The sequence below is a fragment of the Acetobacter senegalensis genome (assembly GCF_001580995.1).
GTDB classification, from domain to species: domain Bacteria; phylum Pseudomonadota; class Alphaproteobacteria; order Acetobacterales; family Acetobacteraceae; genus Acetobacter; species Acetobacter senegalensis.
In genome coordinates this window covers 14,875-31,421 of the sequence record NZ_LHZU01000108.1, presented here as the reverse complement: position 1 = coordinate 31,421, position 16,547 = coordinate 14,875, and the positions used below count along the sequence as shown (strand labels likewise).

The 16,547-nt window shown below is 60.3% G+C and carries 15 protein-coding genes; 11 read left to right on the top strand and 4 right to left on the bottom strand.

Translation table 11 applies throughout. From position 1 onward, the window contains the following. Positions 1-273: 273 nt before the first annotated feature. On the top strand, positions 274-1,164 hold the full coding sequence (locus tag AD948_RS04310) for a sulfotransferase family 2 domain-containing protein (RefSeq protein WP_061470874.1): 891 nt from the start codon (positions 274-276) through the stop codon (positions 1,162-1,164). Positions 1,165-1,208: 44 nt separating this feature from the next. Here AD948_RS04310 and cobU read toward each other — a convergent pair whose 3' ends face one another. After that, the gene (gene cobU / locus AD948_RS04305; protein WP_082782297.1) at positions 1,209-1,745 is read right to left on the bottom strand and encodes a bifunctional adenosylcobinamide kinase/adenosylcobinamide-phosphate guanylyltransferase; all 537 of its coding nucleotides are present in this window, start codon (positions 1,743-1,745) and stop codon (positions 1,209-1,211) included. 167 nt (positions 1,746-1,912) lie between these two features. Between cobU and cobT the strand changes: the two genes are divergently transcribed. The 4 genes from cobT to AD948_RS04285 all read left to right on the top strand — a co-directional run bounded on the left by cobT (position 1,913) and on the right by AD948_RS04285 (position 4,987). Continuing rightward, positions 1,913-2,959, top strand: a complete 1,047-nt coding sequence (gene cobT, locus AD948_RS04300) for a nicotinate-nucleotide--dimethylbenzimidazole phosphoribosyltransferase (protein ID WP_061470873.1) — start codon at positions 1,913-1,915, stop codon at positions 2,957-2,959. Then, positions 2,956-3,822 carry an adenosylcobinamide-GDP ribazoletransferase gene (locus AD948_RS04295; RefSeq protein ID WP_061470872.1) on the top strand — a complete coding sequence of 289 codons (867 nt, stop codon included), beginning with the start codon at positions 2,956-2,958 and terminating at the stop codon, positions 3,820-3,822. Before cobT ends, AD948_RS04295 begins: the two co-directional genes overlap by 4 nt. A gap of 181 nt (positions 3,823-4,003) precedes the next feature. Then, positions 4,004-4,231 carry a CbtB domain-containing protein gene (locus tag AD948_RS04290; RefSeq protein ID WP_006560182.1) on the top strand — a complete coding sequence of 76 codons (228 nt, stop codon included), beginning with the start codon at positions 4,004-4,006 and terminating at the stop codon, positions 4,229-4,231. A gap of 21 nt (positions 4,232-4,252) precedes the next feature. Further along, on the top strand, positions 4,253-4,987 hold the full coding sequence (locus AD948_RS04285) for a CbtA family protein (RefSeq protein ID WP_039905817.1): 735 nt from the start codon (positions 4,253-4,255) through the stop codon (positions 4,985-4,987). Positions 4,988-5,112: 125 nt separating this feature from the next. On the opposite strand, the gene AD948_RS04280 is transcribed toward AD948_RS04285, so the two are convergent. Together AD948_RS04280 and cobD are read right to left on the bottom strand one after the other, a co-directional pair. After that, positions 5,113-5,736, bottom strand: a complete 624-nt coding sequence (locus AD948_RS04280; protein ID WP_061470871.1) for a histidine phosphatase family protein — start codon at positions 5,734-5,736, stop codon at positions 5,113-5,115. Further along, positions 5,733-6,908, bottom strand: coding sequence for a threonine-phosphate decarboxylase CobD (gene cobD / locus AD948_RS04275; protein ID WP_082782296.1), 1,176 nt, complete (start codon positions 6,906-6,908; stop codon positions 5,733-5,735). Before cobD ends, AD948_RS04280 begins: the two co-directional genes overlap by 4 nt. A 229-nt stretch (positions 6,909-7,137) precedes the next feature. Between cobD and cbiB the strand changes: the two genes are divergently transcribed. The 5 genes from cbiB (at position 7,138) to AD948_RS04245 (ending at position 14,411) form a co-directional block, all read left to right on the top strand. Then, positions 7,138-8,127 carry an adenosylcobinamide-phosphate synthase CbiB gene (gene cbiB / locus AD948_RS04270; RefSeq protein ID WP_061470870.1) on the top strand — a complete coding sequence of 330 codons (990 nt, stop codon included), beginning with the start codon at positions 7,138-7,140 and terminating at the stop codon, positions 8,125-8,127. Further along, positions 8,124-8,780, top strand: a complete 657-nt coding sequence (gene bluB / locus AD948_RS04265; RefSeq protein WP_061470869.1) for a 5,6-dimethylbenzimidazole synthase — start codon at positions 8,124-8,126, stop codon at positions 8,778-8,780. The genes cbiB and bluB overlap by 4 nt, the downstream gene beginning before the upstream one ends. 724 nt (positions 8,781-9,504) lie before the next feature. Then, on the top strand, positions 9,505-11,310 hold the full coding sequence (locus tag AD948_RS04255; protein WP_231948480.1) for a hypothetical protein: 1,806 nt from the start codon (positions 9,505-9,507) through the stop codon (positions 11,308-11,310). 39 nt (positions 11,311-11,349) lie between these two features. After that, positions 11,350-13,041: an alpha-keto acid decarboxylase family protein gene (locus AD948_RS04250; RefSeq protein ID WP_006559524.1), complete on the top strand. Its 1,692-nt coding sequence runs from the start codon at positions 11,350-11,352 to the stop codon at positions 13,039-13,041. A 74-nt stretch (positions 13,042-13,115) separates the two neighbouring features. Next, positions 13,116-14,411, top strand: a complete 1,296-nt coding sequence (locus AD948_RS04245; protein WP_058989100.1) for an MFS transporter — start codon at positions 13,116-13,118, stop codon at positions 14,409-14,411. Between the two features lie 490 nt (positions 14,412-14,901). On the opposite strand, the gene AD948_RS04240 is transcribed toward AD948_RS04245, so the two are convergent. Beyond that, on the bottom strand, positions 14,902-15,963 hold the full coding sequence (locus tag AD948_RS04240) for an SDR family oxidoreductase (protein ID WP_061470867.1): 1,062 nt from the start codon (positions 15,961-15,963) through the stop codon (positions 14,902-14,904). Here AD948_RS04240 and AD948_RS04235 point away from each other — a divergent pair. After that, positions 15,957-16,535, top strand: a complete 579-nt coding sequence (locus AD948_RS04235) for a winged helix-turn-helix transcriptional regulator (RefSeq protein WP_248845915.1) — start codon at positions 15,957-15,959, stop codon at positions 16,533-16,535. The two genes, AD948_RS04240 and AD948_RS04235, sit on opposite strands and share 7 nt — an antisense overlap. Positions 16,536-16,547 lie beyond the last annotated feature (12 nt).

Sequence of the window (16,547 nt, the reverse complement as noted above, 5' to 3'; positions counted from 1 at the left end):
GAGCGTGAGAGCGTGAGAGCGTGAGAGCGTGAGAGCGTGAGGTAATCTGGTGATAGATTAAATTTTCAAAATATTACCGCCATAAAGGGCAGCGGTTTTTATCAACTCTGAAATAAAAACAGAATCGTTTCTTTTTCCTGTTCCCACCGCTGTGTTCTCCGCACTACACTCCAGCCCAGAGACACGCCTTATCCAATTAATATTAGTCTGTTACGCAAATTTTCTACGGATTAATATTTACTCCTTCTGCCTTTTACCTAAGGCTTTTACTGCATGCCTTCTACTTTTTCCCGTATCACGACGCAGGCGCAGGCATTGCGTAAAAAGACAATGGAGCGGCTTTGCGGCGTCACGCTGCATGGCGATCTTCAGGAACGCTATGTGGACTGGAACCTTTCCCTGCCGCTGGGCAAAAAACGGGAAGAACGGCTACGCATTATCCGTGACACAGGGGTTCTGTTCATCCACGTGCCCAAAAACGCGGGCAGCGCCATAACACAGGACCTGTACGGCTGCCGCATGCGGCATGAAAGTATCCGCTATTACCTTCGCCACGCACCGGATCTTGTTTATACCCTGCCCAGCTTTGCCTTGTGGAGAGACCCGGTAGAGCGTTTCCTCTCCGCCTATGATTTTATCCGCAATGGTGGCGGCAGCGAGATCAGGCTGCATCCGGATTTTGTAAAACACTACGCAGACTTAACTACCCTGGACCGGATGATTGAATTTGTGGCTGGAGCCTCCTCCATCTACAAACTTGATCATGTTCTACGCCCTCAGACTTGGTACCTGACTGACAGACAAGGCAATTTTGCCATTCAGATGCTGTTTGACATGAAAGACATCAATCATCTGCATGCGTTGGTGCCGGGGCTGCGGCAGGGAAATGTGCGCAGGTTCAATACCACGCAGCGCTTTACCACCCAGATACCCCAGAGCCAGAAAGACAAAATCATTTCTTTATATAAGGATGATTACCAACTTCAGGCTTATATCAAACCAGTTCATGCCTATTCTGCCACAGCCCGGCCCGTACTCCCCACGCATAACGCAGCCGCACTTTCTGCAGACATACAAAGCACCGGGGCGTTCGTGGTCCCCACGGAACCGGCGCTTGCGTTTTCTGCCGCTCTGTCAGCCAACACCATGGCCGCTCAAAGATAGAAGCTGCCACCGGCAAAAGTGAAATCAAGGAGCCTGCCGGGCCTCTAACGCGGGGGCGGCTCCTTCAACACCAGCGGCAGCCCGGCGGCAACAAACAGAACGCGCCCCACCTGTGCAGCGAGTGTCTGATGCAGAAATCCGGCTTCATCCCGAAAGCGACGGGCTAGTTTGTTTTCCGGCACAATACCCAATCCTACCTCATTCCCCACCAGAACGGTCGGGGCCTGACGTTCGGCCAGAGCAGCCAGCAGGGTCTGGGTGGCTGCCGGAATATCGTGCTCTTCCAGCAGCAGATTGGTCAGCCACAGGGTAAGACAATCCAGCAATAACGGCTGTTCTGCATGGGCACGCAGCACATGGGCTACATCCACCGGCTCTTCCACCGTTATCCAGCCCTCTGCCCGGCTGGTCCGGTGGTGGTCAATGCGGGCCTGCATCTCGGCATCAAACGCGCGGCCTGTGGCCAGATACACCCATGGCGCAGGCAGGGCGGTCACAAGTGCCTCCGCATGGCGGCTTTTGCCGGAACGCGCGCCGCCAAGAACCAGCGTAGCCGCCCCCATACCGCCAGCTTCAAACATCTGCTGCTCTGCCTGATCAGGCGCGGGAGAGGCGGAAGACCCATCCGGGCACGTCGTCTGGCTGGCCTCTGGCATGCCGGGGTCCGTCTTGAGCCTGAACGTGTTCATGCGCTATCCGCTTTCTGCTTCCGTTTGCATGGGCGCGTATAACAGCACACAGTGAGGCCATGCCACCACTCTCCCCTTTCTCCACACCACACGGCCTGTTCTCCAGCATGACGGACCTGCACGCCGCCTGCCAGCACTTGCCCACGCCGGATACCGCCTGCCAGCAGGCCATTGCCACGCGGGAAGCAACGCTGACCAAACCGGCTGGCAGCCTTGGCCAGCTTGAGGGCCTTACCGCATGGCTGGGCGGCTGGCAGCAGCGCAGAACGCCCCGGCTTGAAAATATTCTGGTGCTGGTGTTTGCGGGCAACCATGGCGTGGTGGCGCAAGGGGTCTCACCATGGCCGCCGGAAGTGACAACGCAGATGGTGCACAACTTCCGCCAGGGTGGCGCGGCCATCAACCAGCTTGCACGGCAGGCACAGGCAGAACTACGTGTTGTGCCGGTGCATGATCTGGCCCCCACGGCAGATTTCACCACCGGCCCCGCCATGACGGAGACGGATTTTCTGAAGGCCGTGCAGACCGGCTACAACGCTGTGCCCGAGGAATGTGATCTGCTGTGCCTTGGCGAGATGGGCATTGGCAACACAACGGCAGCCGCAGCCCTTGCCGCAGCCCTGTTTGGTGGAGACGCCATGCTGTGGGCCGGGCGCGGCACGGGGCTGGATGATGCAGGCGTGCGGCACAAGGCCCGCGTGATTGAAACCGCGCTGACCCACAACGCCGCCCTGCTGGGTGACCCGCTTGAAACCGCCCGCACACTGGGAGGGTATGAACTGGCAGCCCTGCTGGGGGCCACGCTGGCAGCCCGCCACAAAAACGTGCCGGTCATGCTGGATGGGTATGTGTGCACCGCCGCCGTGGCACCTCTGGCCCGGCTGGCCGAGCACGGCTTGGCCCATACATGGCTCTCCCATTGCTCGGCAGAGACAGGGCACGCCCGGCTGGCACGGGCGGTAAAGCTGCGCCCGCTGCTTGATCTGGACCTGCGACTGGGCGAGGCCTCCGGTGCGGCGCTGGCGGTGCCCATTGTGCGGGCGGCGTTGGCCTGCCACACGGGCATGGCCACGTTCGCGCAGGCGGCGGTCTCCGAACGCGCATGACCCGCACCAGCCCCTTTGCCGAGAGCCTGTTCAGCCGTATCCGGCTGGATCTGGCCTGCGGCATCGGGCTGCTGACACGCCTGCCCATCAACGGGTTGCTCAGCGCCCGCCAGCGCGCCCAAAGCGGACCGTGGCCGCTGGCCCGTTCCCTGTGGTGCTGGCCCCTGGTGGGTGGTGCGGTGGGCGCATTCACCGGCAGCATGGCATGGGGGCTGGAAGCCCTGCATGTGGCCGCCCTGCCCGCCGCTGGGCTGGCACTGGCGGCACAGAGCGCCCTGACTGGCGCCTTTCATGAAGATGGTCTGGCCGACATGGCGGACAGCTACGGCACGCACGCACGGGAACGCAAACTGGAGATCATGCGGGACAGCCGCATTGGCAGTTATGGCGTTCTGGCCCTGTGCCTGAGCCTGTTGGTGCGTGCCGGAGCCATTGCGGCCATACCCGCCCCGGCCCTTGTTGGCGGGCTGGCGCTTGCCGGTTTGCTCAGCCGGGCCACACTGCTCTGGCTGCCACGTTTACTACCGCCTGCCCGGCCCGATGGGCTGGCGCGATCCCTCACGCCGCTGCCCCGTGGTGCTTTTGCCGTGGCACAGAGCTTTGCTTTTCTGCTCGCAGCCCTGCTGATGACAGTCCTGATAAACGGCTCCTCACCGCCCGTTCCGCCTGAAAACCAGCCTCTTTTCTGGCGATTGGAACCAGCGCTGGGTCTTGTCATCAGCGCGGCGGGGCTCTCTGGCTGGCTGGTCGCGCGTTCCGCCCGCAAACATCTGGCAGGCTATACGGGTGATGTGCTGGGGGCGGCCGCCACTGTGGCAGACTGTCTGGTTCTGGCTGCCCTGACTATCCTATTCCACAATTGACACTCCCCTCTGCGCCGTTCACCATAGGGTGTTAGTTTTGGGGAAGCCGGTGAGACTCCGGCACGGTCGCGCCACTGTAACCCGTTTGGTCAGCCTCAGGCTGATCAGGCTGGAAGTCGGACCTCCGAAACAGTCTGTTTTCCACCGCGGAACGCGTTTTTACCAGCGGAGCCTGATCCTTATGCCTCACCCCACTTCTCATACCCGTGCACGCGCAATTGCCCTTCCGGCTCCGGTTGCCATTCCGGTTCAGGCCCTGCTGCCATGGGCCGTGTTCGGGCTGGTTCTGTCTGTTGTGCTGCTGTATTTTGTTGGGGCGGAACAGGGTGCCATCTCCCTGATCTCCGGGCAGGAAGTGCATGAATTTGTGCATGATGGGCGGCATCTGCTCGGCTTTCCCTGCCACTAAGCCGCATTTTTTCCATTCATGATCGCTGGACGATTACTGGGCCGTGGCATGCTGGCTGGCTGCGCGGCCGCAGCGCTTGCCTTTCTGTTCGCCCGCATTTTTGGCGAGCCACAGGTTGCCCTCGCCATTGCGTTTGAAGCCTCCCGCCACGCGGCGGAAGCCGCCCATCATGCTGCGGAACCGGAACTGGTCAGCCGCACGGTGCAGGCCAGCTACGGACTGCTGACGGCTGTTGTGCTGTATGGCACCGGCTTTGGCGGTCTGTTTGCACTGGTGTTTGCCTATGCCTACGGGCGGCTGAATCTGTGGTCTCCTCGCGCGCTGGCGCTGCTGCTGGCCGGGGCCGGATTCCTGACCGTGGTGCTGGTGCCAGACCTGAAATACCCGCCCAATCCGCCCGCCGTAGGGGTGCACGCCACGCTGGCGTTCCGCACCGCCACCTACTTTGCCATGATCGGCCTTTCCATTTCCGTGGCCGCTATTGCCACGCTGATTGGCCAGAAAATCACGCAGACGCGCGGCGCATGGACCGGCACCCTCTGCGGAGCAGGGCTGTTTATCGCGCTGATTGCACTGGTGCAGTTTGGCCTGCCCGATGTGAATGAAGTACCCGATGGCTTTCCTGCTGTTGTGCTCTGGCGCTTTCGGGAAGCCTCCATTGGCATGCAGCTTGTGCTGTGGGGCACCATGGGCCTGCTGTTTGGCGCACTGGCCACCCCCGTTCTGGCGGATCGCACCGCCCCGTCCCGCCGATAATTTTTTATTCGGCTCAGGGCTCAGGGCTCAGGGCTCAGGGCTCAGGGCTCAGGGCTCAGGGCTCAGGGCTCAGCTTCCTGAAAAATCCTTGGGATGCAAGATGATTTTCTCATCTATCCCCCAGTTCAGTTTTCCCCACCAAGCGGTGCGCCCATCATTCTTAATCGCCAGTCTCCGCCTTGCCGGGTGAACAGGCTGAGGGTAGCGGGGGCGCAATCCAGCTTTTGTGTCAGGGCACTGTCACCGCCCAGAACATGCACAGCCATGGCCCGCACCACGGCGGGGCGCGCCAGAAACAGGGCCGTGCCGTGCAGATCTGCCCCCTCCGCCCACGCGCCAATGCGGGCCTGAAACTGGCGCGCACTTTCACCCCCCGGCGGTGCGAAATCAGTATCTTGCAGAAGTGCAGCCAGTTTTTCCGCAGCAATATCCCGTAGGGCCTGTCCGTGCCATGCACCATAGACGCGATCGCACAAGGCTGGCACACGCTGCACCGCCAGAAGCACACCCTCTGGCGAGACAAGACCCGACACCTCAACATCGTCCGCCACCAGCACGACGGATGGCCACACCGCGCCCGTGCCCCATTGCGTCAGAAAAGACGTAAGGCTGAGGCCATGACGGAAAAACCCACGCTCATCCCGCGCCGGAAGGCTGCTCTGCCGCACCGCCTGCGGCAGATGCGCTGCCACACCATAAAGCCAGAGCGGCTTGGAAGACCGTGCTGATACGGGTGCGCTGGCCGTCATTCCTGCTGGTCACGCCAGGCACGCAGGGCATTTTCCAACCGGTGCCAGGCATCATCGGTGCCCGGCAGACCAATGCGCAGGCGGCCCGGCTGATCGGGGAAGATGCGGGTGACAATGCCGTGCTGGCATAAATGCCGCCACAAAGCCGGAGCCTGCGGAAGTGTGACCAGCGTGAACAGACTGGCCTGCCCGAAACACGCCAACCCGGCCTGCCGCAACAGTGTGGTCAGGCGGGTATGGGCATGCTCCGCCTGCTGGCGGGCGTGGTTCAACCATGCCGTATCACGCAACGCCTGCCGCCCGGCAGCCAGCCCCACGCAGCCCACCGGCCAACTGCCCAGCACGGCCCGCGCCTGCGCCGCCAAAACCGGCTCCGCCAACAGAAAGCCCAGCCGCACACCGGGCAGCCCATACGTCTTGCCAAAGGAGCGCAACACCACCAGCGCGGGGTGGGGCAGCAAGGGGGCAACTGTCTGGGTGCCAAAATCAGCAAAGGCTTCATCCACCACCAGCAAACTGCCATGCTGCGCGCACTGATCCGCCAGCAGCCGCAGTTGCGCCGCAGGTATCTCCCGTCCATCCGGATTATTGGGGTTGCACACCACGCACACCGTACCGGGCTGGATTGCGGCTTCATGCAGATGCTCCGGCGCATCCACCTGCGTCACTGCAATGCCCTGCCCCTGCCATGCCAGCCGGTGGCCGGAATAGGTTGGCCCCAGCAGACACACGCGCTGCGCTGGCAGCACAAACGGCAACAGGGCTATCAGGCTCTGGCTACCGGCACCGCTCACCACCATCGCGGCATCCGCCACACCATAGGCCAGTGCGGCGGCGGCGCGCAGATCGGCTTCCTCATCCTCTTCGGGCAGACGGGTGAAGGCACCAGTTTCCGGCATCGCAAGCGGATAGGCAAACGGGCTGATACCGGTTGAAAGATCAAAAAAAGGCCGGGACGCGGTGGGAAAATGCTGCATCACCGCCCGCACCTGCCCCCCATGGGCGGGGATATCGGGCAGGCCGCCGCTCTGCGGGGCTGCCGCATAATCCGGAAGACCGTCTCGCGCTGCTGAACCTGTTGAACTGACCGCACCTTCTGGGTCTGTCTGCGGCATACCGTCACCCTTTGCGCCTGCCTGCGGAAGAACGGTAGCCCCTACCATGCCAGACACAGCGGAACCAACACGGGGGCACTCCGTTGGCAGGAGCATCGGGTGCTGCCGCACAAAGCCCGATTGAGAGAATACTGCTGGCAAGGCGGGTGTGCCAGGCTGTAGCAATGCGGCATATGTGTTACCACCTTGCGCCATGGGCTGGCCGCGTGTGCGTCCGCTCTCCCGTTCTGGCGGCTGGTATGAGTGTTCCTGCTCGTCCGGCCTGAGTTGTGAGCCTCCTGCCCGCATGCTGTTCTTTCCTCTCGTCACCACTCTGCCTGTGGCCGCACTGGCCGCCATACTGGAAAGCCTGTGGGGCTACCCGGCCGTTCTGCTGGGGGCCATCGGGCATCCCGTCATGTGGATTGGCACGTTGATAGACAGGCTGGACACGGCCCTCAACCTGCCTGAATACTCCGAGCGCAAACGCCGCTGGATGGGGATACTGGCGCTGGTGGTGATTGTGCTGGTGCCGCTTACTGTTGTCAGCCTTGTGCTTCAGATCGGGTATGCGGTGTTGCCGCCCCCTGTCATGATTGTGGTACAGGGTGTTCTGACCACAGCGCTGGTGGCGCAGAAATCTCTCTGGACACATGTGCGGGCCGTTGGCACGGCCCTGCGGCGTGAAGGGCTGGCGGCAGGACGGCAGGCTGTGGCGCAGATTGTGGGGCGTGACACCCGCGTGCTGGATGAAGCTGGCGTGGTGCGGGCCGCGCTGGAAAGTCTGGCCGAAAATTTTTCAGATGGTGTGGTGGCGCCGCTGGTATGGGCCGCGCTGTTCGGGCTGCCGGGGGCGGTTTTCTATAAAGCCGTCAACACGGCGGACAGCATGATCGGCCACCTTACCCCACGCCATGCCGCCTTTGGCATGGCCGCCGCCACGGTGGATGACATGATCAACCTGCCTGCCTCCCGCCTTGCGGCCCTGTGCCTGATCTGGGTCGCCCCGGCGGAACGGCGCGCGCAGGCCAGAGCCGCCGTGCGGCGGGATGCACCGGGCCACCGCTCCCCCAACGCAGGCTGGCCGGAAGCCGCCATGGCTGGTGCGCTCGGCCTGCGGCTGGCTGGCCCCCGCCAGTATGGCGGCACACGGGTGGATGATGTGTGGATGGGCGATGGCACCCCCAACGCCACGGTGGATGATCTGGACCGCGGGCTGGTGCTTTACAGGCGGGCGTGTGCCCTGCTGAGCGTGCTCTTGCTGGCAGCCGCCGTACTCTCCATGATTGCGCTATGACCACACACGCTTCTGAGACACCATCCCTGTTCACCCCCCTGTTCCGCACCCAGCTTGATCAGCTTTTTACATGGCGGCGGGACGTGCGCCATTTCCGCACAGACCCCGTTCCTGACGCCGTGCTGGACCACCTGCTGCACACCGCCTGCCTTTCTCCCTCCGTCGGCCTCAGCGAGCCATGGCGTTTTGTGCGCGTGGAACACGCAGACCGCCGCGCCGCCATCCGCGCGAATTTTGCCCGGTGCAACACACAGGCCCTTTCCGGCCACGGCGGGGAAGATGCCCAACGTTACGCCACCCTCAAGCTGGCGGGGCTGGATGATGCACCGCACCAGATTGCCGTGTTCTGTGATACCGCCCCGGAACAGGGACGCGGGCTGGGCCGGGGCACCATGCCGGAAACCACGGTATGGTCTGCCGTCATGGCCATTCATACGTTCTGGCTGGCCGCCACGGCACAGGGCGTTGGGGTGGGGTGGGTTTCCATCCTGAACCCGCAGCAGGCCGCAAGCACCCTGTGCGTCAACCCCAACTGGCAGTTTCTGGCCTATTTGTGTGTGGGTTATCCGCAGGAACAGGCGGATACGCCAGAACTGGAGCGCAAAGGCTGGGAACAGCGCAACCCCGCCCGTAGACAATGGATCATGCGGTAAACATCGGGCTTAGCCTACAAGAAGACATTTGAAAATCTCTCGTCCTGATGAAGAGATTTTCGCCTTTTTCCCGCATTCTGTAAGAGTGTTCCGTAGCACCATGGTGGGCGATTGAAGGATCGCTCAGGTCCGTCTGTCGCACTTTTTTCTGCGCGACGTTGCGCGCCTTTCTGGGGAGGGGGATGGTTGCCATGGGTGTACACCCAAAGGTGGAGCATCCTGCCTTCCGGTTCGCCGTGTCTGGCCGCTCACCGTCCCAGCCAGCCTTCGCGTGGTGGCTTTTTGCGCACCCTTTCCGTTCAGGTTTTTGAGGGTACGGTCTGCCCTTCCCCATTTTCTGACAGATGTGTCATTTTTTTCTGTCAAAACCGGAACGTATGGGATAACATTACAAAAAGTGAAGGGAAACGTGCTTGCCACGGTGTGTTGCCACAAACGCAACCGCATTTCCTTCTTAAATAAAACTTTAATATCTGTTGTGTGGGCAATATTTTTTAGAAAAACCGATAGATAGGGGCTAGATGTCTTTTTTGTTATAATTACCGTTTTGTAATCATTGATTCAGATCAATGTCTCTGCCCGCCAAACACCGTCAGACAGACCTCACTCTCTTTTGCAAGAGTACATTCCCGAAGGATCAGGCGTGACCTCTGCCGTTTCACAAAACAGGACTAGCAAGAAAAAGCTGGAAACCCGGTTGCTGATTGGCACTGCCATTTTCTGCATGTTTAACAAACCCGTTCTGGGCTGGGCGGATGATGCACAGGAACTGGCGGCCATCAAGGCGCAGATGCGCAGGCTGGCCGCACAGGTGGAGGCCATAGAACAGCGTCAGGCCCACAAGCAGGGACTCCCCAAAACACGCACTGCCTCCACCCGTGCGGGGCATGTGGGTTCCACCAACACCATAACGGCGCGCAATGGCGGGTTTACGGCTCAACCGCAGGGCCTTTCCTCCGGGCCGGTTGATCCGTCCATCCGGTTTTCGCCAGATATGGCGCCCCCGCGCACGGCAACAGCCGGGCTTCCGTTCAAATCCCAGACCGCAGGCGGTGGCCCGCTGGGGTTTCAATGGATGCCTGAAGCGGATGATCCGCAAAAGACCAGTTCTAATATTGATCTTTCTTCATCCAGCCCACAGGCCATTACCCAGACGGCGGTGGATACACTGCCGCCCATTTTCAGCATTGGCGGCATTTCCGTGCGCCTTGGTGGGTTTGTTGAACTCTCCAACATCTGGCGCAGTTCCAACATGAGCAGCGGCCCCGCCACGGCATGGGGCAATTTTCCGTACGCCAACAGCCCCAACCACGGGCTGGATGAAGAACGGCTTTCGGCACAGCTTAGCCGTATGTCCGTGCTGATGGAGGCCAATCCCTCCAAATCCGTGCGGCTGCAGGCTTATGTGGAAAGTGACTTCGCAGGCGCTGCGGGCACCAGTAACAGCGTGCAGATCAGCGGGTACACCCCCCGCATGCGGCAGGGCTACTTCACCTTTACGGAAAAAGACTGGGGCTTTCATCTGCTGATGGGGCAGGCATGGAGCCTTGCCACCAACTACGCCAAAGGCATTCTGCCCCGGCAGGAACAGCTTCCCGCCGTAACGGACAACAACCAGATTCCGGGTATCAGCTTTACCCGTGTGCCGCAGATCCGCATTGGCAAGGACTGGAACCAGAAATACTGGCTGGGCCTTTCCATTGAAGACCCGCAGGCAACTGTCGGGTTCTCCTCCTCCATTGCGTCGGGCGATACATTGCCAGCCGCTTACGGGCAGGCCCATGGCGCACGGGTGTATTATTCCAACGCGGGTGGCGTTCTGCTCAATTCCGCCACGCAATATACCGATAACCCGGTGCCTGACATTATTGTGAAAGGGGCGGCGGATACCTCCTTCGGGCATTATGAAGTGTTCGGTCTGGCGCGCTGGTTCCGGTCTCTTTCTGTGGCGCCCGGTGCCTCCACCACCAAGAAACACACCACCTTTGGCGGCGGTGTTGGCGCGGGCATGACCATGCCGCTGGGCACCAAAAAACTGCAACTGGCAGGCAATGTTCTGGCCGGGGATGGCATTGGCCGCTACGGCCCAACCCTGCTGCCAGATACCACCTTCAATGGCCGCGGCCAGCTTTCCCCCGTGCCGGAAATGATGGGTTCTCTGGGGTTGATCGGGCATCCCACCTCCTCCGTGCTGCTCTATACCTATGGCGGTGTGGAAACGGCAGGACGCAAGCGGTACATGGGGGCTGATGGCCACCAGTATGGCTATGGCGTGACAGATCTGGATCTGGGTGGGTGCGATATTGAGTTCGGCACCTGTAACGCCCAGACGCGCACCCTCGCATCCCTGACCGCAGGGGGATGGTGGCACTTCATGCAGGGCCACTACGGCAGTGTAATGGCTGGCCTGCAATATACCTATATTCGGAAATTTGCCTTCCGGGGCAATGATGGTGCCGGAAACAGTGTTTACCCCACAACAGAGGGCAACACGGTTTACGTTACCTTCCGGTATCTTCCGTTCCAGTAAGTGGGATCTCACGATCATCCACCAAGGAGAAAGAAAAACATGTCTTATACTGTAGGCACCTATCTTGCCGAACGTCTCTCCCAGATCGGGCTCAAACACCACTTTGCCGTAGCGGGTGATTACAACCTTGTGCTGCTTGACCAGCTTCTGATGAACAAGGATTGTGAACAGGTTTACTGCTGTAACGAACTGAACTGCGGTTTCTCCGCAGAAGGCTATGCCCGTGCAAACGGCGCAGGTGCCGCGGTTGTCACCTTCAACGTTGGCGCGTTTTCCGCACTGAACGCCATTGGTGGCGCAAATGCTGAAAACCTGCCGGTTATTCTGATCTCTGGCGCACCGAACTCGAACGATCACGGCAGCGGCCACATTCTGCACCACACCATTGGCGTGCCGCATTATGGTTACCAGTTGGAAATTGCAGAAAAGCTGACCTGTGCTGCTGTTTCCATCACCTCAGCCGAAGATGCGCCGGAAAAGATCGACCACGCCATCCGCACCGCGCTGCGTGAAAAGAAACCGGCTTACATTGAAATTGCGTGCAACATTTCCGCACAGCCCTGCGCCGCCCCCGGCCCCATCAGCGCCGTGCTGGATGAGCGTCCGTCCAACAAGGACACGCTGGATGCCGCCGTGGCAGCCGTGGCAGCCTTCATTGAAAAGCATGAAAAACCCGCCATCCTGATCGGCAGCCGCCTGCGCGCCGCCGGTGCGGAAGAAGCCGCCATCAAACTGGCGGATGCTCTGGGTTGCGTTGTGGCCACCATGGCCGCGGCCAAAAGCTTCTTCCCTGAAGATCACCCCGGCTATGTGGGCACCTACTGGGGCAGCGCCTCGACCCCCGGCGTGAATGAAATCTTCAACTGGACAGACAGCATTATCGCTCTGGCCCCCATCTTCAATGATTACTCCACAGAAGGCTGGACCGCATGGCCCAAAGGCCCGAACGTGGCGGTGCTGGACAAGAACATTACCAAACTGCACGGCTATTCCTTTGACAACATCCACCTGAAGGAACTGCTGGAAGCGCTAGCCGAGCACTTCAAGAACAAGCCGAAGAAAGATTCCACGCTGGTTCAGTACAAGCGTGTTCACAACGGCACCATTACGGAAACCGTTGGCAGCGGCGATGACAAACTGACCCGCGCTGATATCCAGCACGCCCTGCAGGGTATTGTCACGCCTGACACCACCATTGTTGGTGAAACCGGGGATTCCTGGTTCAACGTGGTGCGCACCAAACTGCCGCGCGGTGCCCGTGTGGAATTTGAAATGCAGTGGGGGCACATTGGCTGGTCCGTTCCCGCAGCGTTTGGTTACGCCGTAGGTGCACCGGAACGCCGCACCATTCTGATGGTGGGTGATGGCTCCTTCCAGCTGACCGCGCAGGAAGTGGCACAGATGATCCGCCGCAAGCTGCCGGTGATCATCTTCCTGATCAACAATGCCGGGTACACCATTGAAGTTGAAATTCATGATGGCCCGTACAACAACATCAAGAACTGGGACTACGCTGGCATTATCAGCGCGTTCAATGCGGAAGATGGCAAAGGCAAGGGTCTGCGCGCCACCACGGCGGGCGAACTGGCTGATGCCGTAAAAGTGGCGCTGGACAACAAGGAAGGCCCCACCCTGATTGAATGCGTGATCCCGCGTGATGACTGCACGCCGGAACTGATTTCCTGGGGCCGCCACGTGGCCGCAGCAAACGGCCGTCCGCCTGCAAAATAACTTAACCGGCTGTGCCCATGCTCCCGCCGCTGGCGGGGCATGGGGGCATCCCCGCTGAAATACCGGAATTTTTCATGTCGGCTTCCAAAACGCCCAACACCACGCCGTTGCCGAACAGTGCGCAGGCTGGCCAGCCGCAAAAAATACAGCCGCTTTATGTGCTGGCGTGGTTTTTGTGTGCGTTATTCTACTTCTATCAATACGCCATCCGCTCTGCCCCCGGCATTATGCAGGATGAGCTGACACAGGCCTGGGGCAACAGCCATCTGGGGCTGATGATTGCTTCCTATTACATTGTGTACGCACTGGCCGCGCTGGCCGTGGGTGTGTTGCTTGACCGTTATGGCGCGCACGCCACCATGCCGGTTGGAATTGCCATTACCAGTGTTGGCTGCCTTATCTTTGCGCAGGGCAGTGTGGCCGCAGGCATTGGCGGCTATGTCATTCAGGCGCTGGGGGCCATCTGCGCGTTTGTTGGGTCATCCTACGTGGCGGCGCGTTATCTGCCTGCCCGCACGCTGGCCCTGTTTGTGGGGCTTACGCAGTGCCTTGGCATGGCGGGGGCGGCTTTCGGGTCCAAACCCACCCGTATTCTGATTGACCCCAATGGCTCCTTTCATATTCCATGGCAGACAGTCTGGCTGGGTTTTGGCGTGATTGGCGTGTGTCTGGCCATTGCCACATGGTTTGTCATGCCGCGCGATTCAGGTGATAGCGCCGCCCACCATGGCCATCTTTCCGCTGCCAACCTGCTCAAGCCGTTCCGCATCATCTTCAGCAACCCGCAAAGCTGGTTTGCCGGGATTATTGGCGGCCTGCTGTTTGTGCCCACCACCATTGGCGCACTGGGCTGGGGCGCTTCCATGCTCAACAAAGGTGAGCATGTGACCATGGCTTTTGCCGCATCTGATGTTTCCATGGTGCCCATTGGCTGGGTGATTGGCTGCCCGCTGCTTGGCTGGATTTCTGACAAGATCGGCCGCCGTAAGCCCGTGCTGATTGTTGGCGCGCTGGTGCTGCTGGCCGCATCCCTCTGCGCGCTATATGTGCCGGTTGGTGTTCTGCCCCGCTACTCCGTGGCGCTGGTCATGGGCATTGCCTCCGGGGCTGCCATGATCCCGTTCTCCTCCATGAAGGAAGTGAACCCGCCGGAAGTCAAAGGCACGGCTGCAGGCGTCATGAACTTTCTGGTGTTCGGCACAACAGGCGTTATGTCTCCGCTGGTGTCCGCCCTGATGTCTGGCGGCGATACGGACAGCATGACCCTGTTCCACCGCGCCTTCCTGCCGCTGGTGGTCGGGATTGTGATTGCTATTCTGCTCTCCTTCCGCCTGCAGGAAACCGGCTGGAAAGTACAGAAACAAGGCTAACGTTCTTTTTCTAAAGCCCCCTTCAAAAACGGGCACCTTTCCACAGGCACGGACCATCCGGGGTAGCCCTCCGCCCCGATGGTTCCGTGCCTGTTTTTGTTTGTGAGGTCGCCCTCTGCTTCCTCATCCTTTTGAAGCCGCCAGCACCAGCCCGGACAAACTGCCCCCCACGCAAAAGCACGGAGCCTGAGCCGAAAGCGGACGACAGGCACAGCCCGCCATCACACCGTTAGCGGTCGAGCATCGCACACCATTCGCGCCTCAGCGGAATGGCATTTTGGCAGACAGGGAGACTGGGAAACAGTTCTTTCAACAGGACAGACCTGACGCTCTCCGCCCTGCCGGTGCACAGTGCCTCCCTCTCCGCATTGCCTTATATCAGCGTGCGTTTACTGAAATTTATCGTCGCTTTTCTGCTTCACATCAAAATGTGCCCACTTCGTTTCAGGCGAGCAATGCAACACGTATTCAGGCGGGCACAGGTTGCGTCTTACGGAATGAAGCGTTCCGCCCGCAGGCGTTCAAACACATCAAAGAAAGACGCAGGAGTGGCCTGATAACGGGTGAAACCGGCCAGGCGGCTTTTGGTCATATCCGTTACACATTCCACAGGGCGGCCCAGATCGGCATCCGTGTGCCAGGCAGAGGCAAGACGGGCCAGATCAGGCTCGCGCAGCGTGTGTCTGGCGCTGAACTCCGCCCAGGTTGCGGCCTCGCCAGCCATGCGGGGTTCAAGTGGCGTTGTTTCCGCGGGCATGGGGGCTGCTTCGATGCCAAACCATGCCGCAATCTGGGGCCAGAGCCATTTCCAGCGGAACACATCCCCGTTGACCACATTGAAAGCCTCATTCCGTCCGGCGGCGGATGTTGCGGCCCACAGCAGATGCGCGGAAAGCTGGCGCGCATCCGTTACATCGGTCAGACCATGCCACTGCACGGCAGAACCGGGAAACACGAACGGACGGCCTGTCTCCCGGCAGAGCGTGGCATACACAGCAAGCGTGCTAGCCATGTTCATCACATTGCCAATGGCGTAGCCAATCACGGTATGGGGTCGATGCACGCTCCATGTAAAACCGTGTTTTTCTGCGGCCAGGTAGAGTTCATCTTCCTGCGTGTAATAGAAATTTTCCACATCCAGCCGGGGCATGGATTCACGGAAAGGCGTTTCTGGCGCGGCCCCTTTGGCATAGGCTTCAAACGGGCCAAGATAGTGTTTAAGGCCGGTTACAAGGGCGGCATGGGCAATGTCCGCTGGTGCTGGCAGGGCGTCAAACACGTTGCGCACCATGGCCGCGTTGGCAATGCAGTTTTCACGCTCCGTAGCGCGGCGTGTCCATGTGCAGAAAAACACGTGGGTTGGGCGCACATCCACCAGAGCGGTGCGCAGGGCCTCCACGTTCAGCAGATCCGCCGCCACGGGCAGACTGCCGCCGTCCTGCCGTGGGGTGCGGGCCAGACCGTGAACCACCCATCCTTCCGCCAGCAGACGGTTGGTCAGCGCCTGCCCGATGATACCGGTTGAACCGACCACAAGAGCACGATGTGCCATATTGGTTTTTCCCTATTGCAACACTCAGAATACCCGCGCCAGCCAATGCCGGCACGCCGGGCCTGAACAGAGAATGGCGACTTGCCTCTGATCTCACAATACGGCACTCTTTTGTGCCCCGGATACCAAAAGGTTCCTATACCGCCATGCCAGAACTTCCCGCCGCCTACCGCACCGCCCCGTTTGACGAGCACTGTGCCCCGCGCCGCCTGTTGCGGCTGTTCAACGGCAAATGGACCACCATGGTGTTGCATACGTTGCATCTGCTGGGTGGCTCCTCCCGCCCCGGCCACCTGCTACGCAGTATCCCCGATCTTTCCAAAAAGATGATGACGCAAACCCTGCGCGAACTTGAACGGGCGGGCCTCATAGCCCGCACGGTGCAGCAGATCATGCCGCCCGTTGTGGAATACAGCCTGACAGAAATGGGTCAGAAATTCATTGAACCCATCGAGATGCTTTACCACTGGGGCATAGAACACGCTGACCTTCTGGACCGCGTGACCGCAGCCCAGCATGCCGCAAAAGCCGCTATGAAAGATCAGCCGGAAAGCATCACGGAAGAATGTTGAGGGAGAGAGCAG